Source organism: Klebsiella sp. MPUS7 (assembly GCF_009905335.1).
Lineage (GTDB): Bacteria > Pseudomonadota > Gammaproteobacteria > Enterobacterales > Enterobacteriaceae > Klebsiella > Klebsiella grimontii.
In genome coordinates this window covers 3,741,237-3,761,577 of sequence record NZ_CP047604.1, presented here as the reverse complement: position 1 = coordinate 3,761,577, position 20,341 = coordinate 3,741,237, and the positions used below count along the sequence as shown (strand labels likewise).

General features: G+C 53.3%; 16 protein-coding genes. 11 read left to right on the top strand and 5 right to left on the bottom strand.

The window, feature by feature from the left end:
- Nucleotides 1–13 precede the first annotated feature (13 nt).
- Nucleotides 14–289, bottom strand: coding sequence for a PTS sugar transporter subunit IIB (locus GUC22_RS17540; RefSeq protein WP_004100672.1), 276 nt, complete (start codon nucleotides 287–289; stop codon nucleotides 14–16).
- Nucleotides 290–411: 122 nt separating this feature from the next.
- On the opposite strand from GUC22_RS17540, the gene GUC22_RS17535 reads away from it, so the two are divergent.
- Nucleotides 412–1,269 carry a MurR/RpiR family transcriptional regulator gene (locus tag GUC22_RS17535; protein WP_049087521.1) on the top strand — a complete coding sequence of 286 codons (858 nt, stop codon included), beginning with the start codon at nucleotides 412–414 and terminating at the stop codon, nucleotides 1,267–1,269.
- Between the two features lie 53 nt (nucleotides 1,270–1,322).
- Here GUC22_RS17535 and pflA read toward each other — a convergent pair whose 3' ends face one another.
- From pflA to ycaO, 4 genes are all read right to left on the bottom strand, one after another.
- Nucleotides 1,323–2,063 carry a pyruvate formate lyase 1-activating protein gene (gene pflA, locus GUC22_RS17530; RefSeq protein WP_004871674.1) on the bottom strand — a complete coding sequence of 247 codons (741 nt, stop codon included), beginning with the start codon at nucleotides 2,061–2,063 and terminating at the stop codon, nucleotides 1,323–1,325.
- Between the two features lie 203 nt (nucleotides 2,064–2,266).
- The gene (gene pflB / locus GUC22_RS17525) at nucleotides 2,267–4,549 is read right to left on the bottom strand and encodes a formate C-acetyltransferase (RefSeq protein ID WP_024360081.1); all 2,283 of its coding nucleotides are present in this window, start codon (nucleotides 4,547–4,549) and stop codon (nucleotides 2,267–2,269) included.
- 51 nt (nucleotides 4,550–4,600) lie between these two features.
- Nucleotides 4,601–5,458 carry a formate transporter FocA gene (gene focA / locus GUC22_RS17520; RefSeq protein WP_004849465.1) on the bottom strand — a complete coding sequence of 286 codons (858 nt, stop codon included), beginning with the start codon at nucleotides 5,456–5,458 and terminating at the stop codon, nucleotides 4,601–4,603.
- A 382-nt stretch (nucleotides 5,459–5,840) separates the two neighbouring features.
- Nucleotides 5,841–7,601 carry a 30S ribosomal protein S12 methylthiotransferase accessory factor YcaO gene (gene ycaO, locus GUC22_RS17515; RefSeq protein WP_004871670.1) on the bottom strand — a complete coding sequence of 587 codons (1,761 nt, stop codon included), beginning with the start codon at nucleotides 7,599–7,601 and terminating at the stop codon, nucleotides 5,841–5,843.
- A 114-nt stretch (nucleotides 7,602–7,715) separates the two neighbouring features.
- On the opposite strand from ycaO, the gene GUC22_RS17510 reads away from it, so the two are divergent.
- The 10 genes from GUC22_RS17510 to lpxK all read left to right on the top strand — a co-directional run bounded on the left by GUC22_RS17510 (nucleotide 7,716) and on the right by lpxK (nucleotide 20,300).
- Entirely contained in the window at nucleotides 7,716–8,408 is a 693-nt protein-coding gene (locus GUC22_RS17510; protein WP_064371665.1) for a DUF421 domain-containing protein, read from the top strand.
- Between the two features lie 186 nt (nucleotides 8,409–8,594).
- Nucleotides 8,595–9,683: a 3-phosphoserine/phosphohydroxythreonine transaminase gene (gene serC, locus GUC22_RS17505; protein WP_024360078.1), complete on the top strand. Its 1,089-nt coding sequence runs from the start codon at nucleotides 8,595–8,597 to the stop codon at nucleotides 9,681–9,683.
- 72 nt (nucleotides 9,684–9,755) lie between these two features.
- Entirely contained in the window at nucleotides 9,756–11,039 is a 1,284-nt protein-coding gene (aroA, locus tag GUC22_RS17500; protein ID WP_024360077.1) for a 3-phosphoshikimate 1-carboxyvinyltransferase, read from the top strand.
- Between the two features lie 147 nt (nucleotides 11,040–11,186).
- Nucleotides 11,187–11,954, top strand: a complete 768-nt coding sequence (locus tag GUC22_RS17495) for a M48 family metallopeptidase (protein ID WP_160183668.1) — start codon at nucleotides 11,187–11,189, stop codon at nucleotides 11,952–11,954.
- A 171-nt stretch (nucleotides 11,955–12,125) separates the two neighbouring features.
- Nucleotides 12,126–12,809 carry a (d)CMP kinase gene (cmk, locus tag GUC22_RS17490; protein WP_024360075.1) on the top strand — a complete coding sequence of 228 codons (684 nt, stop codon included), beginning with the start codon at nucleotides 12,126–12,128 and terminating at the stop codon, nucleotides 12,807–12,809.
- A gap of 137 nt (nucleotides 12,810–12,946) precedes the next feature.
- The gene (gene rpsA / locus GUC22_RS17485) at nucleotides 12,947–14,620 is read left to right on the top strand and encodes a 30S ribosomal protein S1 (protein WP_004100702.1); all 1,674 of its coding nucleotides are present in this window, start codon (nucleotides 12,947–12,949) and stop codon (nucleotides 14,618–14,620) included.
- 150 nt (nucleotides 14,621–14,770) lie between these two features.
- On the top strand, nucleotides 14,771–15,058 hold the full coding sequence (gene ihfB, locus GUC22_RS17480; protein ID WP_004100704.1) for an integration host factor subunit beta: 288 nt from the start codon (nucleotides 14,771–14,773) through the stop codon (nucleotides 15,056–15,058).
- Between the two features lie 215 nt (nucleotides 15,059–15,273).
- Complete coding sequence (locus GUC22_RS17475; protein ID WP_049130866.1) at nucleotides 15,274–17,529, top strand: ComEC family protein; 2,256 nt, start codon at nucleotides 15,274–15,276, stop codon at nucleotides 17,527–17,529.
- A gap of 45 nt (nucleotides 17,530–17,574) precedes the next feature.
- On the top strand, nucleotides 17,575–19,323 hold the full coding sequence (gene msbA / locus GUC22_RS17470) for a lipid A ABC transporter ATP-binding protein/permease MsbA (protein WP_024360073.1): 1,749 nt from the start codon (nucleotides 17,575–17,577) through the stop codon (nucleotides 19,321–19,323).
- Nucleotides 19,320–20,300 carry a tetraacyldisaccharide 4'-kinase gene (lpxK, locus tag GUC22_RS17465; RefSeq protein ID WP_049130865.1) on the top strand — a complete coding sequence of 327 codons (981 nt, stop codon included), beginning with the start codon at nucleotides 19,320–19,322 and terminating at the stop codon, nucleotides 20,298–20,300. The genes msbA and lpxK overlap by 4 nt, the downstream gene beginning before the upstream one ends.
- Nucleotides 20,301–20,341: the final 41 nt, after the last annotated feature.

Below are 20,341 nucleotides of genomic sequence, written 5' to 3'. Positions count from 1 at the left end.
CCTCCGGGAGAGGTTAGTTGCTTTGAACGATGTCAGTGAGCGCAGACTCCATCTCTTCACTGTTCATCAGGTCGGTAATGCCGACAGCTCTGAATCCGGCGGCTTCGACTTCATCGGTGAGATCGCGCATAGTGATGACAAAATCAATGTCTCGCCAGGTGCGTAAGCCTGAGAGGACGTCGTGTTCCAATTCGATATCCCAGCCGTGTTTGTCGATGATTTTTTGGGCTTTGATTTTGAGCATTAAGGAGCTGCCCATACCGGTACGACAGACTATGAGACCTTTCATTCGATGTTCTCCTGTGTGTAAAAATAATTATTTTTATTTGTTTATGTGAGATAATAATTATTATCTTTACCGCAGGCCGAAAGATGTGACTGTGTTTGCATTTTGAGCAAATAGGGCGAAAAATGAGCTATATAGACAACAACTTGTTGATTAGCATAAGAAATGGAGCTTCAGGGCTAAGCCCAATACTGGAGAAAGTGGGCCGTTTTATTACGGAGAATCCTGACTTTGTGATGCGTCACACGATTTCAGAACTGGCCGACTCCATTGATACCAGTGAGGGCAGCATCACCCGTTTTTGTCGGGCCTTTGGTTTTAAAGGTTTCTCGGATTTCAGAACCGCGCTGGCGATGGAGCAGGGCGCCGCGCGTTTGGAAGATAGCGGTAGCAACGAGAGCGAAGAGATTGCGCCGGTGCTGGCGAGCATTCGCGACAGTAATGCCATTGTCGATAGCCAGGAGCTGAAAGCCGCGGCTGACTGGCTTAACGCCCTGAACAGCATCGCTATCTATGCCGTGGGCACGGCGGTGCCGGTGGCGTTATTCCTGCAGATGAACCTCATCAATATGGGTAAGGCGGCAAGCTTTGTCGATCGCTCCTACCCGGCGGCGATGCCGTTGCTTTCTGATAACCAGAAAACCGGCATTATTGTGGTGCATAGCGAACAGGCGTCGGCGGATATGATGCAGGCCCTGTCGCTGGCAAAGCAGCAGGGCGTTAAAATATTGTCGCTGACCCGCGGGACGTTTGCGCCGCTGGCCCGTTTGTCTGACTGGAATCTTCAGGCGGCGGTGGCCCTACAAGGGGAAGGCGAATCGGGGTTTGCGGAAATTGCCGGGGCAATGATGGTGGCTGACCGGATACTGAGCGCGCTTGAAGAGCAGGATGAACGCTATGCGGAATATCGTAAAGCGCATCAGAAGCGGATTTTCTCAATTGAGAGCGTGGCGAATAAGCTGTCGGAATATTTTATGTCCTGATGCTTATCGCTGGAGGAGAAACCCGGTAGCGCAAGGTCTACCGGGAGATAACCTTAGTACATCACCTTATGACCGTACTGCTCGAGAATACCCTTCACGCGTTCCATGGTCTCTTTCTTCGGCGGATGGACGCCATCCAGCTTGTACTCTTCGCCCATGGCTACCCATTTGTGTTTGCCCAGCTCGTGGTACGGCAGCAGTTCAATCTTCTCGACGTTGCCCATGTCACGGGTAAACTCGCCCAGGCGATGCGCGGAATCGTCGTCGTCGGACCAGCCCGGGACCACAACGTAGCGGATCCAGACGTTGATGTTTTTGTTTGACAGGTAACGGGCAAACTCCAGCGTCCGATGGTTAGAGACGCCAACCAGATTCTGGTGAATTTCATCATTCATTTGCTTGAGATCGAGCATCACCAGATCGGTGACTTCCAGCAGTTCATCAATAACCGGGTCGTAGCGGCGCACAAAGCCGTTGGTATCGAGACAGGTATGAATACCTTCTTTCTTGCAGGCGCGGAACCAGTCGCGAACAAATTCGGCCTGCAGGATAGCCTCGCCGCCGGATGCCGTCACGCCGCCGCCGGAAGCGTTCATAAAGTGGCGATAGGTCACCACCTCTTTCATCAGCTCTTCAACGGTAATCTCTTTGCCGCCGTGGGTATCCCAGGTGTCGCGGTTGTGGCAATAGAGGCAGCGCATCAGGCAGCCCTGGAAGAAGGTGATAAAGCGGATCCCCGGGCCATCGACGGTGCCACAGGATTCAAAGGAGTGAATGCGACCAATTGTTGACATTGCGGTGATATCTCCGAATTTGGCCCATCCGGGGCCTATGTAGATGCACAGCTCAAAGGCTATGTCGAGTCTGTTTTGGCTGTTATCCATAAAGTATAGACAGCAGACAAAAGAGACTGGGGCAGGATGATATTGCTAAAAAGGCCCCACTTGAGTGGAGCCTTTATTGTACGCTTATTACTGTACGATTTCAGTCAATACCATTACATGGTCTGAGTGAAGGTACGAGTAATCACGTCCTGCTGCTGTTCTTTAGTCAGGGAGTTAAAACGTACTGCGTAGCCGGATACGCGGATGGTCAGCTGCGGATATTTTTCCGGGTTTTCCATCGCGTCGAGCAGCATCTCGCGGTTCATGACGTTGACGTTCAGATGCTGACCGCCTTCGATGGACGCTTCGTGGTGGAAGTAACCATCCATCAGGCCGGCAAGGTTAGTTTTACGCACTTCGTCGTCTTTACCCAGCGCGTTTGGCACGATAGAGAAGGTGTAAGAAATACCATCTTTCGCGTAAGCAAACGGCAGTTTCGCAACGGAGGTCAGAGAGGCAACAGCACCTTTCTGGTCACGGCCGTGCATCGGGTTAGCACCTGGTCCGAACGGAGCGCCAGCGCGACGACCGTCAGGGGTGTTACCGGTTTTCTTACCATACACAACGTTAGAGGTGATGGTCAGCACGGACTGAGTCGGGATAGCGTTGCGGTAGGTGTGCAGTTTCTGAATTTTCTTCATGAAACGTTCAACCAGGTCAACGGCCATATCATCGACGCGAGAGTCGTTGTTACCAAACTGCGGGTATTCACCTTCGATTTCGAAGTCGACAGCCAGACCGTTTTCGTCACGAATCGGTTTAACTTTTGCATATTTGATTGCGGACAGGGAGTCAGCCGCAACGGACAGACCTGCGATACCGCATGCCATGGTGCGGATAACATCACGGTCGTGCAGCGCCATCAGTGAAGCTTCGTAGCTGTACTTGTCGTGCATGTAGTGGATGATGTTCAGCGCAGTGACGTACTGTTTAGCCAGCCAGTCCATGAAGTGATCCATGCGCTCCATCACTTCGTCGAAGTTCAGGACGTCGCCTTTGATCGGTTCAGATTTAGGACCAACCTGCATTTTCAGTTTTTCATCAACGCCGCCGTTGATTGCGTACAGCATGGTTTTCGCCAGGTTAGCGCGAGCACCGAAGAACTGCATTTGCTTACCAACAACCATCGGGCTTACGCAGCAAGCGATAGCATAGTCATCGTTGTTGAAGTCAGGACGCATCAGATCATCGTTCTCGTACTGCAGAGAAGAGGTATCGATGGACACTTTCGCAGCGTATTTTTTGAAGCTCAGCGGCAGTTTTTCAGACCACAGAATGGTGATGTTCGGCTCCGGAGACGGCCCCATGGTGTATAGGGTGTTCAGGAAACGGAAGCTGTTTTTGGTGACCAGAGTACGGCCGTCAACGCCCATACCGCCGATAGATTCGGTTGCCCAAATCGGGTCGCCAGAGAACAGTTCATCATATTCAGGAGTACGCAGGAAACGAACCATACGCAGTTTCATGACCAGGTGGTCAATCATTTCCTGTGCGTCTTGCTCGGTGATTTTACCGGCTTTCAGGTCACGTTCGATGAAGATGTCCAGGAAGCTGGAGGTACGACCGAAGGACATTGCTGCGCCGTTCTGAGATTTAACGGCAGCCAGGTAACCGAAGTAGGTCCACTGGATAGCTTCCTGAGCGGTGGTTGCAGGACCAGAGATATCGCAGCCGTATTTAGCCGCCATTTCTTTGATCTGACCCAGCGCGCGGTGCTGTTCAGAGATTTCTTCACGCAGACGGATGGTTGCTTCCAGATCTTCGCCGTTTTCCAGTTTCTCTTGCAGAGAAACGAACTGAGCGTATTTGTCTTTCATCAGGAAGTCGATACCGTACAGCGCAACGCGACGGTAGTCACCGATGATACGACCACGGCCATAGGCATCCGGCAGACCAGTCAGAACGCCAGATTTACGGCAGTTCAGGATGTCTTTGGTGTATACGTCAAACACGCCCTGGTTATGAGTTTTGCGGTATTCGGTGAAGATTTTCTTCAGCATCGGGTCCAGCTCGCGATCGTACGCTTTGCAGGAACCTTCTACCATTTTGATACCACCGAACGGGATAATCGCACGTTTCAGCGGCGCTTCAGTCTGCAGGCCAACGATTTTCTCGAGACCTTTCTCGATGTAGCCAGCGTCATGAGAAGTGATGGTGGACGCAAGGGAAGTATCAAAATCAACAGGCGCGTGAGTGCGGTTTTCCTGTTTAACGCCTTCCATTACGGTGTCCCACAGCTTGGTGGTCGCGTCAGTTGCGCCAGCCAGGAAGGACTCGTCACCTTCGTACGGGGTATAGTTTTTCTGGATGAAGTCGCGTACGTTGACTTCGTTCTGCCAGTCACCTTTCGCAAAACCTTCCCAGGCTGTGGCTAACTTTTCATTAAGCTCGGACATGTAACACCTACCTTCTTAAGTGGATTTTTTATTTACTGCCTGAAACAACCCTTAGTGATGGTCGTCGCCACGCAGGTAAATGACCCAGTATGTCAACCCAACCAGCAGACCACCGCCGATGATGTTCCCGATAGTTACCGGAATCAGGTTATCAGTGATGAAGTTCATGACGGTCAGGTGAGAGAAACTCTCCGGAGTTGAACCAACTGCGGTCCAGAATTCCGGGCTTGCAAAGTCGCGGATAACGATACCCAGCGGGATCATAAACATGTTCGCGATACTATGCTCAAACCCGCTGGCAACAAACATTGCCACCGGTAAAACCATAATCATGGCTTTATCCATCAGGCTACGGCCGGAGTAACTCATCCATACCGCAAGGCAGACCATCAGGTTTGCCAGGATACCCAGGCACACGGCTTCAACAAAAGTATGGTGCATTTTGTGGTCGGCGGTTTGCAGAACGTTAAGTCCCCATTGACCGTTGGCAGTCATATATTCGCCTGAAAGCCACATCAGCAATACAAACAGTAAGCAACCAATCAGGTTACCAACATAGACGTTGAGCCAGTTTTTCGCCAGTTGACCCCATGTGATTCTTCCGCTGGCTTTCGCGACAACGATAAGAACGGTTGAGGTAAACAAGTCGGCACCGCAAATAACGCAGAGAATCAAACCCAGTGAGAAGCAGATGCCCCCAATCAGTTTGGCAACCCCGAATGGCATCCCGGCCGTGCCGGTTGTCGCGGTAATATAGAAAACAAAAGCGATAGAGATGAAGACACCTGCGGTGATAGCCAGATAAAACGTCTTTATCGGATGTTTTGTCGCTTTATAGACGCCCGCTTCTTCGGCGACTTTCGCCATGGCAGCAGGGAGTAAAAGATCAAAAGGGTTGTCAGCTTTCACACTAACTCTCTCTTTATGTAAGTTGGCGGTGAGATACTAACAAAGCATTATAGAAGGGAATTTGATGTAGATCATATCCTACCGGAACTATAGGCCTTTTTAGTGTGTGGGTTTGCTTATTTTTTTAGTTAACTTTTTGTTTTTTAATAAAAAAATAAATTTTAAAATTTACAAATAATGTTGATTATTTTCATTTTGCCCCCGTTTTTCGGTTAATTAAAATGGGGTATTTTTATTAAAATTAACAATATTTGCGGCAGTATTTTATTATTTCTCACCACTAATTAACTTTATAGCTACAACATCGGCGGAAATAGTGCAAAACAGGAAAAAGGGGTCGCAGTCGACCCCCTGTTATCGTCATTTTAACGGAAGAAACGCTTTATTTAGCCCAAAATGCGGCTTTCGCGCGCTGTAGCTTTTCATAGGCCTTCAATAACGACTGATGAGCCGGGAAAGCCATCAAATCGCTGTCAACGGCCTGCAGCCCATAAAACGGTGCTTCTCCGCTGAGCGCGGCGCTGGCAGCTTCTACGGCATCGGCGCCGTACATGCGCACAAAAGCGTTCAGATACTGCAGCGGCTGACGCTCTTCTTCCTGGCTCAGTAGCAGCAGGGTTTGCAGGCAGCGGTAGTAATTGGCGCGCTCGGCGCTAAAGATGGAGGCGTTGAACTCCATCGTCCACTCGGTCCAGATCAACGCCTGCTCGAGATCGCCGCCCGCCAGCGCCAGCATTGCTTTCAGCTCGCCAATGCGCAGGGTATACCAGCCGTTGTCTTTGCCGGTCGCCAGACCCAGCAGTTCGCGCACGCGGGTGAAATCATCGAGGCCTTCATCGTCCATTTGTTCGATAAGCGCCAGATAATCTTCTTTTTCCCACTCGCTTTCCGGCAGGGAAAGAATCGTTTCCCGCAGAGGCGCGCCCATGCTGTTATTCGCCAGCCAAAGGTCTTCCGCCGGATAGATATCAGACATGCCCGGGACAATGATTCGGCAGGCGTAGACGCTCAGGTGTTCGTAATCGGCGATGTAAACTTCTTTATCTTCTTGTTTAAAGATAGCCATCAGAGTGGCGAACTCTTCATCCGTGGTCCCGGAGAAGCTCCAGTCCACGAACGGATAGTCGGCATCCTGCTTAAACATATCCCAGGAGATCAGGCCGCTGGAGTCGATAAAGTGCGTTTCAAGGTTCGCATGTTCGGCGACTTCTTCATCATCGAAGGTTGGCGGCGTGAAAACGTCGAGATCTTTCAGGCTGCGGCCCTGTAGCAGTTCGGTAACGGTACGTTCCAGCGCCACGCCGAAATCGGGATGTGCGCCGAAAGAGGCGAAACAGGTGCCGTTAGCCGGGTTAAACAGTACGACGCAGATAACCGGATATTTGCCGCCGAGCGAACCATCATATGCGAAAATCGGGAATCCTTCGGCCTCCAGCTTATTGATCGATTCTACTACGCCCGGATACCGCGCCATCACCTCCGCAGGGATCTCCGGCAGGCTGATGCTCTCGGCGATAATGCGGTTCTTAATATGGCGTTCAAACACTTCCGAAAGCCCCTGAACGCGGGCTTCGTTGCGGGTGTTGCCCGCGGACATCCCGTTAGAAACGTACAGGTTGCCGACGATATTCATCGGAATATAGATCGTTTCACCATCAGACTGACGGGTGAACGGCAGGCCACAGACGCCGCGCTCGTCATTACCAGACTGCAGATCCACCAGCATGCTGGCGGTTAACTGCTCGTCAGGATCGTAGAACGCGCGCAGGCGGGCATCCAGCAGGCCTTCCGGCACGTCGTCATCGTCGGTTAACGGGAACCATTTTTCATTAGGGTAATGGACGAAAGGGCCATTCGCGATGGTCTCGCCCAGCCAGAAATCGGCAAAGAAATAGTTAGTCGAGAGGCGCTCAAAGTACTCTCCGAGCGCGGAGGCCAACGCGGCTTTCTTGGTGGCGCCTTTGCCGTTGGTGAAGCACAGGGCGCACTCTTTATCGCGGATATGCACTGACCAGACGTGCGGTACCGGGTTGAGCCATGAGGCCTCTTCAATATCAAATCCGAGGTCGAGCAACTTCTGCTGGAAGCGAGCGATGGAATCTTCCAGGGCGGCATCTTTGCCGGGTATAAATGTTTGAGTCATGGCGGTCACTTTTATCGTACGTAAAGCGCGCAATGATACGGGTTTTAGATGACGGGTGCTATCTCCATCGTCTGGCTATGCTTATGTCACTCAATAACTGTTCAGGCGTAAAACATGAAGACATTTGACTGGCATCGTATGGCACTGGATAAAGTGCCCATGGAATTTCTGGCCGAGGTGGCATTACGGAGCCTCTACACCTTCGTACTGGTATTTATTTTTCTCAAGATAACCGGGCGGCGGGGCGTTCGTCAGATGTCTCTGTTCGAAGTGCTCATCATTTTGACTCTCGGTTCGGCCGCGGGCGACGTCGCATTTTACGATGACGTCCCTATGCTGCCGGTACTGGCGGTTTTTATTACGCTGGCGCTGCTGTATCGATTGATTATGTGGCTGATGGGGCATAGCGAAAAACTTGAGGATCTGCTGGAAGGCAAGCCGATTATTGTTGTGGAAAACGGCGAGCTGGCATGGGAGAAACTGCAGGCGGAAAACATGACCGAATTTGAATTTTTTATGGAGCTGAGAATCAGCGGGGTTGAACAACTGGGACAGGTGCGGCTGGCTATTCTGGAAACCAACGGCCAGATCAGCCTCTATTTCTACGAGGATGAAGATGTTAAAGCCGGACTCTCCATTCTTCCTTCCCGCTTTACCGATCGTTTTACCACTATTCCCCGGGACGACCATTATGCCTGCGTTCGCTGTAGCGCAATCCTTACGCTACGCGCCGGGGATAAACAATTATGCCCTCGCTGCGCAAATGCAGAATGGTCGAAGGTCAGCCGGGCAAAAAGAGTCACTTGACAGCAATTATGTCGGTTTTATGACGTCAAGCTGGCAGATTCTTTTGTGTGAGCGAGGCCGCATTTCCCCGACGCTCAGTTTTAGCCATTGCGGTGCGTGTCACTGAATGATAAAACCGATAGCCACAGGAATAACTTATGCCCGCGACGGTTCGCGGGTAAATAACATAGCAAGTGGTGAGGGGAAATGGCTCAGGTCTATAACTTCAGTTCAGGCCCGGCAATGCTGCCGGCGGAAGTACTCAAACTGGCGCAAAAGGAACTGTGCGACTGGAACGGTTTGGGAACGTCGGTGATGGAAATCAGCCACCGTGGCAAAGAGTTCATTAAGGTGGCTGAAGAGGCGGAACAGGATTTTCGCTCCCTGCTCAATATTCCTTCCAATTATAAAGTTTTATTCTGCCACGGCGGCGGTCGCGGACAGTTTGCCGGTATCCCGCTGAACCTGCTTGGCGATAAAACCGTTGCCGACTACGTCGATGCCGGCTACTGGGCGGCCAGCGCGGTAAAAGAAGCGCATAAATACTGCACGCCGAACGTGATCGACGCCAAAATTACCGTTGACGGCCTGCGCGCGGTTAAGCCGATGAGCGAATGGCAGCTGACTCCGGGCGCTGCCTATCTGCACTACTGTCCGAACGAAACCATTGACGGTATTGCCATTGAAGAAGCGCCAAACTTTGGCGACGATGTGGTCGTCACGGCGGATTTGTCATCGACGATTTTATCCCGTGAAATTGACGTTAGCCGCTATGGCGTGATCTACGCCGGCGCGCAGAAAAACATCGGCCCTGCTGGTCTGACGCTGATTATTGTGCGCGAAGATCTGCTGGGTAAAGCCAGCGTAGCCTGCCCATCGATTCTGGATTACTCCATTCTGTCCGCCAATGACTCCATGTTTAACACGCCGCCGACATTTGCCTGGTACCTGTCAGGTCTGGTGTTTAAATGGCTGAAAGAGCAGGGCGGGGTTGCCGCTATGGATAAAATCAACCAGCAGAAAGCCGACCTGCTCTATAGCACCATCGATAACAGCGCTTTCTATCGCAACGATGTCGCTGCGGCGAACCGCTCGCGCATGAACGTGCCGTTCCAGCTGGCGGACAGCGCGCTTGATAAACTGTTCCTCGAAGAGTCCTTTGCCGCCGGTCTGCATGCGCTGAAGGGCCACCGCGTCGTGGGCGGCATGCGTGCTTCCATCTATAACGCCATGCCGCTGGCGGGCGTGAAGGCGCTGACCGACTTTATGCAGGACTTCGAACGCCGTCACGGTTAATCGCTGTCGTGTTTTTCATCCCCGCAGCCGCTCTGCGGGGTTTTTATTCTGTTTGTTTGAGAGTTGAGTTTAATGGAATCCCTGACGTTACAACCCATCGCACGCGTAGATGGCACGATTAACCTGCCCGGGTCCAAGAGTGTTTCTAACCGTGCCTTGCTGCTGGCGGCTTTGGCCCGGGGCACTACGGTGCTGACCAACCTGCTGGATAGCGACGATGTACGCCACATGCTGAATGCCCTGAGCGCGCTGGGAGTTCATTATACCCTGTCTTCCGATCGTACTCGCTGTGAAGTCACCGGCAACGGCGGCCCTCTGCAGGCGGCTGAAGCACTAGAACTGTTCCTCGGTAATGCTGGAACGGCGATGCGTCCGCTGGCGGCTGCGTTATGTTTAGGCCGTAACGATATTGTGCTGACCGGCGAACCGCGAATGAAAGAGCGGCCGATTGGCCACCTGGTTGACGCGCTGCGTCAGGGCGGAGCGCAGATTGATTACCTGGAGCAGGAAAACTACCCGCCGCTGCGCCTGCGCGGCGGTTTCAGCGGCGGCCAGGTTGAAGTGGACGGCAGCGTTTCCAGCCAGTTTCTGACCGCGCTGCTGATGGCGGCTCCGCTGGCGCCGCAGGATACCGCGATCGTGATTAAAGGCGATCTGGTTTCCAAACCTTATATCGATATCACGCTGCACCTGATGAAAACCTTTGGAGTTGAGGTTGAAAACCAGTCTTATCAGCGCTTTATCGTGCGCGGCAATCAACACTACCTCGCGCCGGGCGACTATCTGGTGGAAGGCGATGCCTCCTCGGCATCCTACTTCCTCGCCGCTGGCGCGATCAAAGGCGGTACGGTGAAGGTCACCGGTATTGGCCGCAACAGCGTACAGGGTGATATCCGTTTTGCCGATGTGCTGGAAAAAATGGGCGCAACCGTTACCTGGGGCGATGACTTTATTGCCTGCACCCATGGTGAACTGAACGCCATCGATATGGATATGAATCATATTCCGGATGCGGCGATGACGATCGCCACGGCAGCCCTGTTTGCGAAAGGCACCACGACTCTGCGCAACATCTATAACTGGCGGGTCAAAGAGACCGACCGTCTGTTTGCTATGGCCACGGAGCTGCGTAAAGTGGGAGCAGAGGTTGAAGAGGGGGAGGATTACATCCGCATTACTCCACCTGCGAAGCTTCAGTTTGCTGAGATCGGCACCTGGAACGACCACCGTATGGCAATGTGCTTCTCGCTGGTGGCACTTTCCGATACGCCGGTCACCATCCTTGACCCGAAATGTACGGCGAAAACGTTCCCGGACTACTTCGAGCAGCTGGCGCGAATCAGTACGCCGGCCTGAATGACGTGAGTTTAAGGTAAAAACGCCGACCATCGTGTCGGCGTTTTTTTATGTCTGCTTGTCGGGCGGGAAACTAAATGCTAGCCTTGGATGCTTGTAAATTAATGATTTATAAGCATTTAATATGAAAATCAATGGATGATTGATATGAGAAATACAAAAGTAATGCTGGCTTTAGCGGTTTCCGCCACGTTGTTGGCAGGTTGTAAAAATATGCAGGGGATGGACACCAACGCCCTCGTAAGTTCAGGGATGACGGCTTACAAAGCGGCAACGCTTTCTGACGCTGAAGTCAAAGCGCTTTCCGACGATGCTTGTAAGCAAATGGATAGCGAAAATAAACAGGCCGGCGCTTCAAGTAAGTACACCAAACGTCTGAATAAAATTGCCAAAGCGCTTGGAAATAACATCAACGGTACCCCGGTAAACTATAAGGTTTATATGACGTCAGATGTCAATGCCTGGGCAATGGCCAACGGCTGCGTGCGCGTCTATAGCGGCCTGATGGACATGATGACCGATAATGAAGTTGAAGCTGTACTGGGCCATGAACTGGGTCACGTCGCGCTGGGCCACTCGCGTAAAGCGATGCAAACCGCGTATGCAACCGTCGCCGCGCGTGATGCCATTTCGGCAACCGGCGGAGCGGCTGCAAGTCTGTCAAAATCCCAGTTGGGCGACATTGGCGAGGGGATGATCAACTCAGCCTTCTCTCGTTCGCAGGAGTCGGACGCCGATGATTTCTCTTACGATTTGCTGAAGAAGCGCAAAATCAGCACCCAAGGCTTGGTGGGAAGCTTCGAAAAACTGGCCAGTCTTGACGCCGGGCGTAGCAAATCTCTGTTCGATTCACACCCACCTTCATCAGAACGCGCGCAGCATATTCGCGACCGTATCGCCGCAGATAAACAGTAAAACGACATCATCTTCCGGGCTGTTGCTCTGACAGCCCGCTATAATTGCACAATTCTTCCGTAGGAGATTTCCTGTTATCCGTAATTTACAAGCAATGCTCACTTTCTGTCGTAGAGATGCGTATAATGCGCGGCGTTTATATATTGATGCGCCCTGCTGAAGGAGAAAAAGATGACGGCAACAGTTCCGGTAATCACCATTGATGGGCCTGGCGGTGCGGGCAAAGGCACCTTATGCAAGGCAATGGCAGAAACGCTGGGCTGGCATCTGCTCGATTCTGGGGCGATTTATCGCGTGCTTGCTCTCGCGGCCCTACATCATCATGTGGATGTGGAATCCGAAGAGGCGCTGGTGCCGCTGGCTGCGCACCTGGATGTGCGTTTTGTCTCTACTGACGGTAGCCTGGAAGTGGTTCTGGAGGGGGAGGATGTTAGCGCTGAAATTCGCACTCAGGATGTTGCCAACACGGCATCTAAAGTGGCTGCTTTTCCTCGCGTGCGTGAAGCATTGCTCCGCCGCCAGCGAGCCTTTCGCGAATTGCCGGGCCTGATCGCCGACGGACGCGATATGGGCACCGTCGTATTCCCTGATGCGCCGGTGAAAATTTTCCTTGACGCTTCCGCGGAAGAACGTGCTCATCGCCGCATGCTCCAGTTGCAGGAAAAGGGCTTTAGTGTTAACTTTGATCGCCTTTTATCCGAGATAAAAGAGCGCGACGATCGCGATCGCAATCGTACAGTCGCGCCGCTGATCCCGGCTGCCGATGCTTTAGTTCTTGATTCAACAGAACTAAACATTGAGCAAGTGATTGAAAAAGCGCTACAATATGCGCGCGAAAAACTGGCTTCCGCTTAATTGTCTTATCGAAAAAGCACAAGAGCCTCCGAATTTTAGCAGTACCCCCGCAGCAATGGAGTGTTAGCGGGTATGTTAAACAACCCCATCCGGCATGGAGCCAGGTGGACGTTAAATATGAAACCTGAAGATTAAACATGACTGAATCTTTTGCTCAACTATTTGAAGAATCCTTAAAAACAATCGAAACCCGTCCGGGTTCCATCGTTCGTGGTGTTGTTGTTGCTATCGACAAAGACGTAGTACTGGTTGACGCCGGTCTGAAATCTGAGTCTGCCATTCCGGCAGAGCAGTTCAAAAACGCCCAGGGCGAGCTGGAAATCCAGGTTGGTGACGAAGTTGACGTTGCTCTGGATGCAGTAGAAGACGGCTTCGGTGAAACCCTGCTGTCCCGTGAGAAAGCTAAACGTCACGAAGCTTGGATCACGCTGGAAAAAGCTTACGAAGACGCTGAAACTGTAGTCGGTATTATCAACGGCAAAGTTAAAGGTGGCTTCACTGTTGAGCTGAATGGTATTCGTGCGTTCCTGCCGGGCTCCCTGGTAGACGTTCGTCCGGTGCGCGACACGCTGCACCTGGAAGGCAAAGAGCTTGAATTCAAAGTCATCAAGCTGGACCAGAAACGTAACAACGTTGTTGTTTCTCGTCGTGCCGTTATCGAATCCGAAAACAGCGCAGAGCGCGATCAGCTGCTGGAAAACCTGCAGGAAGGCATGGAAGTTAAAGGTATCGTTAAGAACCTCACTGACTACGGTGCATTCGTTGATCTGGGCGGCGTTGACGGCCTGCTGCACATTACCGATATGGCATGGAAACGCGTTAAGCATCCGAGCGAAATCGTAAACGTTGGCGACGAAATCACTGTTAAAGTGCTGAAGTTCGACCGCGAACGTACTCGTGTATCTCTGGGCCTGAAACAGCTGGGCGAAGATCCGTGGGTAGCTATCGCTAAACGTTATCCGGAAGGTACCAAACTGACCGGTCGCGTGACCAACCTGACCGACTACGGCTGCTTCGTTGAAATCGAAGAAGGCGTTGAAGGCCTGGTTCACGTTTCCGAAATGGACTGGACCAACAAAAACATCCACCCGTCCAAAGTTGTTAACGTTGGCGATGTAGTGGAAGTTATGGTTCTGGATATCGACGAAGAACGTCGTCGTATCTCCCTGGGCCTGAAGCAGTGCAAAAACAACCCATGGCAGCAGTTCGCGGAAACCCACAACAAGGGTGACCGTGTTGAAGGTAAAATCAAGTCTATCACTGACTTCGGTATCTTCATCGGCCTGGACGGCGGCATCGACGGCCTGGTTCACCTGTCTGACATCTCCTGGAACGTTGCAGGCGAAGAAGCAGTTCGTGAATACAAAAAAGGCGACGAAATCGCAGCAGTTGTTCTGCAGGTTGACGCAGAGCGTGAGCGTATCTCTCTGGGCGTTAAACAGCTCGCAGAAGATCCGTTCAACAACTGGGTTGCACTGAACAAGAAAGGCGCAATCGTAAACGGTAAAGTGACTGCAGTTGACGCTAAAGGCGCAACCGTAGAGCTGGCTGACGGCGTTGAAGGTTACCTGCGCGCTTCTGAAGCTTCCCGTGACCGCGTTGAAGATGCAACTCTGGTTCTGAGCGTTGGCGACGACGTTGAAGCTAAATTCACCGGCGTTGATCGTAAAAACCGCGCAATCAGCCTGTCTGTTCGTGCGAAAGACGAAGCTGACGAGAAAGATGCAATCGCAACTGTTAACAAACAGGAAGATGCAAACTTCTCTAACAACGCAATGGCTGAAGCTTTCAAAGCAGCTAAAGGCGAGTAATCTTAGTCTTTCGGGTTACAACAACCTGAATTACGACGAGTTTACTTGACAGATTGCGGGATTCGTCCTGTAATCAAGCACAAAGGGCGGCTACGGCCGCCCTTGTTTAAGCTGTTAGCTAATTTTGCCTTGAAGGAAACCGGAGGAATAATGACCAAGTCAGAATTGATAGAAAGACTTGCCAGCCAGCAATCTCACATTCCTGCGAAAGCAGTGGAAGATGCTGTTAAAGAAATGCTGGAGCATATGGCCTCAACGCTTGCTCAAGGCGAGCGCATTGAAATCCGCGGTTTCGGCAGCTTCTCTCTGCATTATCGAGCACCCCGCACCGGGCGTAACCCAAAAACTGGCGATAAAGTTGAACTGGAAGGTAAATACGTTCCGCACTTTAAGCCGGGCAAAGAATTACGCGACCGCGCCAATATTTACGAAGAGTAAGTTTCGCCGATCGGCGACAACATACTTAAACGTTAAAAAAGCACCCTCGGGTGCTTTTTTTATGACTTTTAATCTCTCTTTGAAGCTACCTCGCAAAACGCAGGTTCTGTTGCACCAGAAAAGTAAATTCTCTGGATAGCGCGATGCAGTTTCTCTCCGTCCTCAGAGACAGCCTGCCTGTTTAGCGTAACACTCCCTCTGACAGGGAGGTGCTCATGCGTTTACCACAACTTGCGGGCTGCGTGATTATCGGTATCCTGCCGCTACTCTGGTTGCCCGTTCTGCCCGGGCGGTGGGTTACCTGGGGGTTAATGGTCCTGGCGCTACTCATTGCGCAATGTCGGCGCAGACCTGCGCAATACGCGGCATTGATAACGCTGTTTTTTGTCTGGGGAGTGCTCAGCGCTCGCCAGACGCTATGGCCGACAGAGAGGTTAACGGACAAGAATCAGCGGGTTGAAGTTGAGCTGACCGCAACGGACGGGCAGACAACGCATCAGGGCAAAATTATTCGTCTGGATGGGCGTCGGCTGTTTCCTGCTCCGGGGATTAGCCTCTACGGCAACTATCTGCCAGAAACGCCCTGCGCAGGCCAGGTTTGGGCCATGACGCTGCGGGCGCGTCCAGTCCACGGTCAGCTCAACGATGGCGGTTTCGATAGCCAACGCTATGCATTAGCGCAGCATCGTCCGTTAACCGGGCGCTTTATCACGGCTGAAATCCGGGAGCGAAACTGCAGTTTGCGAGCGCGTTATCTGGCTTCGCTGAATCACACGCTGGCCGCGTTGCCGTGGCAATCGGTGATGCTAGGGTTAGGCATGGGGGAGCGTCTGGCGATACCTCGCGAGATAAAATCCCTGATGCAGGAAACCGGCATATCGCACCTGATGGCGATTTCTGGCTTACATATCGCGCTGGGGGCTTCTCTGGGCTGGTTGCTGCTCAGGGGCGCGCAATTCTTTCTCCCGTGCCGCTGGCTTGGCTGGCGGGCGCCGCTGCTTATGGGCCTGGCGAGCGCGATATTTTACGCTGGGCTAACCGGCATGCAGCCGCCGGCGCTGCGCACCTGCGTCGCGCTGGCTGCGGGGGGCGCGCTGAGGCTATCCGGAAAACGCTGGTCGCCATGGCAGCTATGGGTCTGCTGCATTGGCGCAATACTGTTTGCCGATCCGCTGGCAATGTTATCCGAAAGCCTGTGGCTATCAGCGTTCGCCGTAGCGGCGCTTATTTTCTGGTATCAACTGGCGCCGATGCCGGCCGGCAAAAAGAACTGGCTACTGCGTCAAAGCCTTGCGTTATGCCACCTGCAGATCGGATTGATGTTCCTGCTCGCTCCTCTACAGATCGCTCTGTTTCACGGTATAAGCTTAACGTCCGTGGTCGCCAACTTTATCGCCGTGCCTCTGGTGACCTTTGTCGTCGTCCCGTTGATCCTGGCAGCCATGTTTTTACACCTCTGCGCGCCGTCTATCATTGAGATGGCGGTCTGGCAATCAGCGGACAGGATCCTGGCTATCTTATTCTGGTTATTACGCCAGCTGCCGTCCGGCTGGCTGGGGCTTGACGCTCGCTGGCTTGGGATAAGCATAGTGCCGTGGCTGGCGCTGATCGTCTGGCGCTTTCACGCCTGGCGGACGGCGCCCGCATTTTGCTTGACCGGCCTCGTGCTGCTGAGCAGGCCGTTCTGGCGAAGCGCCTCAGTTGACGAATGGCGAGCCACTATGCTGGACGTAGGGCAGGGGCTGGCGGTGGTCATTGAACGTCAGGGCGCGGCGTTTCTCTATGACACCGGGCTTGCCTGGCCTGATGGCGACAGCGGCCAGCAGATTATTATCCCGTGGCTACGCTGGCACCATTTGCAGCTGGAGGGGATCGTTCTCAGCCACGAGCATCTCGATCACCGCGGTGGGCTCAACTCAGTGTTAAAAGCATGGCCGCAGACAGCGGTGCGCAGCCCGCTGGGCTGGGCTGGTCATTTAGCGTGCCGGCGCGGAGAAACCTGGCAGTGGCGAGGCTTAACCTTTCGCGCGCTTTGGCCGCTGCCTGGGGCGACAAAAGCGGGAAATAATCGCTCTTGCGTGGTGCGAATTGACGATGGGCAGTACAGTATTCTGCTGACCGGGGATATTGAAACGCCGGCGGAGCTGGCGATGATTAGCCACTACTGGCAGCATCTTGCGTCTACACTTATCCAGGTTCCGCACCACGGCAGTAATACCTCGTCAGGGATAGCCCTACTGCGGAGCGTTGGCGGCAAGGCGGCGCTTGCTTCCGCTTCTCGCTATAACGCCTGGCGTATGCCATCAGCGAAAGTGATTCAGCGCTACCGGAATCAGCGTTATCAATGGTTCGATACGCCGCATCAGGGGCAAATTACGGTCGTTTTTTCCCCGGACGGCTGGCAAATCCATGGCTTACGGGATCAAGTTTTACCTCGTTGGTATCATCAGTGGTTTGGCGGGAAGGCGTAGAACGGGTAGAATATGCGGCTATTTCAACACAAGCTGGTTTATTGAATGCAGAACGATAAAGATCTCTCCACGTGGCAGACCTTCCGCCGACTCTGGCCGATTATAGCGCCGTTTAAACCCGGGCTAATCGTTGCAGCGGTAGCGTTAGTGCTTAACGCGGCTAGTGATACCTTCATGCTATCGCTTCTTAAACCGTTATTGGATGATGGTTTTGGTAAAACGGATCGCTCCGTGCTGATATGGATGCCGCTGGTGGTGATCGGGTTAATGATTCTGCGCGGCATTACCAGCTACGTTTCAAGCTACTGTATCTCCTGGGTGTCCGGCAAAGTCGTGATGACGATGCGCCGTCGTTTATTCAGCCATATGATGGGGATGCCGGTTGCCTTCTTTGACAAACAGTCCACCGGGACGCTGTTATCGCGTATTACCTATGATTCTGAGCAGGTCGCGTCCTCTTCCTCCAGCGCGCTGATTACCGTTGTGCGTGAAGGCGCATCGATTATTGGCCTGTTCGTTATGATGTTCTACTACAGCTGGCAACTGTCAGTGATTCTGATCGTGCTGGCGCCGATCGTGTCTATTGCTATTCGCGTGGTCTCGAAGCGTTTTCGTAATATCAGCAAGAATATGCAGAACACCATGGGACAGGTGACGACCAGCGCAGAGCAGATGCTGAAAGGGCACAAAGAAGTGCTGATGTTTGGCGGCCAGGCCGTCGAAACCAAACGTTTTGATAAAGTCAGCAATAAGATGCGTCTGCAGGGGATGAAAATGGTCTCCGCGTCGTCAATTTCTGATCCGATTATCCAGCTGATCGCCTCTCTGGCTCTGGCTTTCGTGCTCTATGCTGCCAGCTTCCCGAGCGTGATGGAGACGCTGACGGCCGGGACCATCACCGTTGTTTTCTCCTCGATGATCGCGCTGATGCGCCCGCTGAAATCGCTGACTAACGTCAACGCGCAGTTCCAGCGCGGGATGGCCGCCTGTCAGACCCTTTTCGCCATTCTTGATTCCGAGCAGGAGAAGGATGAAGGCACGCGGGTTATCGAACGCGCGAAGGGCAACCTCGAATTTAAAAACGTCACCTTCAGATACCCAGGACGCGAAGTCGCCGCCCTGCGCAATATCGACCTGAATATTCCGGAAGGGAAAACCGTGGCGCTGGTCGGGCGCTCGGGCTCGGGTAAGTCGACCATCGCCAGCCTTATTACGCGTTTCTACGATGTTGATGATGGACAGATCTTGCTGGACGGCCACGACCTGCGTGAATACACCCTGAGCTCCCTGCGCGATCAGGTTGCGCTGGTGTCGCAAAACGTCCATCTCTTTAACGATACCGTAGCGAATAACATCGCCTATGCGCGTACCGAAGAGTACAGCCGCGAGCAGATTGAGGAAGCGGCGCGTATGGCTTATGCCATGGATTTTATCAACAAAATGGACAATGGCCTGGATACGATTATCGGTGAAAACGGCGTGATGCTTTCCGGCGGCCAGCGTCAGCGTATCGCAATCGCTCGCGCCCTGCTGCGTAACAGCCCGATCCTGATCCTCGACGAAGCCACATCGGCGCTGGATACCGAATCCGAACGCGCGATTCAGGCCGCGCTGGACGAACTGCAGAAAAACCGCACCTCGCTGGTTATTGCCCACCGTCTGTCGACGATTGAGCAGGCTGATGAGATCGTGGTGGTGGAAGATGGTCAGATCGTTGAGCGCGGCAGCCATACCGATCTGCTTGAGCACAAGGGCGTCTACGCTCAGCTGCATAAGATGCAGTTCGGCGCATGATTGCTCGTATCTGGTCCGGTGAGTCGCCCTTATGGCGGCTGCTGCTTCCGCTCTCCTGGCTCTATGGCCTGGTGAGCGGGTTGATACGGCTTAGCTATAAACTGGGCTGGCGAAAAGCCTGGCGAGCGCCGGTGCCGGTCGTGGTGGTGGGTAACCTGACCGCAGGCGGCAATGGTAAAACGCCGGTTGTCGTCTGGCTGGTGGAACAGCTCCAGCAGCGCGGTATTCGCGTTGGTGTCGTTTCACGCGGCTACGGCGGTAAAGCAGCGAGCTATCCGCTGCTGCTTAATCCGGATACCCGCACCGGGGAAGCGGGGGATGAGCCGGTACTGATTTACCAGCGTACCGGCGCGCCGGTTGCCGTCTCGCCGGTACGCAGCGATGCGGTACAGGCCCTGCTTGCCGCCAACGATCTTCAGCTTATCGTCACTGATGATGGCCTGCAGCACTATAAGCTGGCGCGCGACAAAGAAATTGTGGTGATTGACGGCGTGCGCCGTTTTGGCAACGGCTGGTGGCTGCCCGCCGGGCCTATGCGTGAGCGCGCTTCGCGTTTACGCAGCGTGGATGCGGTTATTGTTAACGGGGGCCTCGCCCGCCCGGGAGAAATTCCGATGCAGCTTCGCCCCGGACTGGCGGTGAATCTGCTGACCGGTGAACGCCGGGATGTCGCGGCGTTTGACAATGTGGTGGCGATGGCCGGAATCGGCCACCCTCCGCGTTTCTTCGCCACTCTTGAAAGCTGCGGCGTACAGCCAGTCAAAACCGTTGCCCTGGCCGATCATCAGGCATTGACGCAGAGCGCTGTCGCCGCCCTGGCGACAGCGCGGCAAACTCTGCTGATGACCGAAAAAGACGCGGTGAAGTGCCGCGAGTTTGCGCAGGCAAACTGGTGGTATCTCCCGGTCGACGCGATAATGACTGATGAACGCGCGCAGCGGTTGCTCACTGACTTAATTACGCTGGCGCAACGCTGATTTTGTCCATCACCGCTTGCGCCTGAACCCTTAACGGAGTA

Bases quoted from the DNA above. Each gene is read 5' to 3' on its own strand.
- cmk (WP_024360075.1), top strand. From the start codon at position 12,126: ATGACGGCAACAGTTCCGGTAATCACCATTGATGGGCCTGGCGGTGCG.
- GUC22_RS17475 (WP_049130866.1), top strand. From the start codon at position 15,274: ATGCGTTTACCACAACTTGCGGGCTGCGTGATTATCGGTATCCTGCCG.
- pflA (WP_004871674.1), bottom strand. From the start codon at position 2,063: ATGTCAACAATTGGTCGCATTCACTCCTTTGAATCCTGTGGCACCGTC.
- GUC22_RS17495 (WP_160183668.1), top strand. From the start codon at position 11,187: ATGAGAAATACAAAAGTAATGCTGGCTTTAGCGGTTTCCGCCACGTTG.
- serC (WP_024360078.1), top strand. From the start codon at position 8,595: ATGGCTCAGGTCTATAACTTCAGTTCAGGCCCGGCAATGCTGCCGGCG.
- GUC22_RS17540 (WP_004100672.1), bottom strand. From the start codon at position 289: ATGAAAGGTCTCATAGTCTGTCGTACCGGTATGGGCAGCTCCTTAATG.
- lpxK (WP_049130865.1), top strand. From the start codon at position 19,320: ATGATTGCTCGTATCTGGTCCGGTGAGTCGCCCTTATGGCGGCTGCTG.
- GUC22_RS17535 (WP_049087521.1), top strand. From the start codon at position 412: ATGAGCTATATAGACAACAACTTGTTGATTAGCATAAGAAATGGAGCT.
- ycaO (WP_004871670.1), bottom strand. From the start codon at position 7,601: ATGACTCAAACATTTATACCCGGCAAAGATGCCGCCCTGGAAGATTCC.
- ihfB (WP_004100704.1), top strand. From the start codon at position 14,771: ATGACCAAGTCAGAATTGATAGAAAGACTTGCCAGCCAGCAATCTCAC.
- rpsA (WP_004100702.1), top strand. From the start codon at position 12,947: ATGACTGAATCTTTTGCTCAACTATTTGAAGAATCCTTAAAAACAATC.
- aroA (WP_024360077.1), top strand. From the start codon at position 9,756: ATGGAATCCCTGACGTTACAACCCATCGCACGCGTAGATGGCACGATT.
- GUC22_RS17510 (WP_064371665.1), top strand. From the start codon at position 7,716: ATGAAGACATTTGACTGGCATCGTATGGCACTGGATAAAGTGCCCATG.
- pflB (WP_024360081.1), bottom strand. From the start codon at position 4,549: ATGTCCGAGCTTAATGAAAAGTTAGCCACAGCCTGGGAAGGTTTTGCG.
- msbA (WP_024360073.1), top strand. From the start codon at position 17,575: ATGCAGAACGATAAAGATCTCTCCACGTGGCAGACCTTCCGCCGACTC.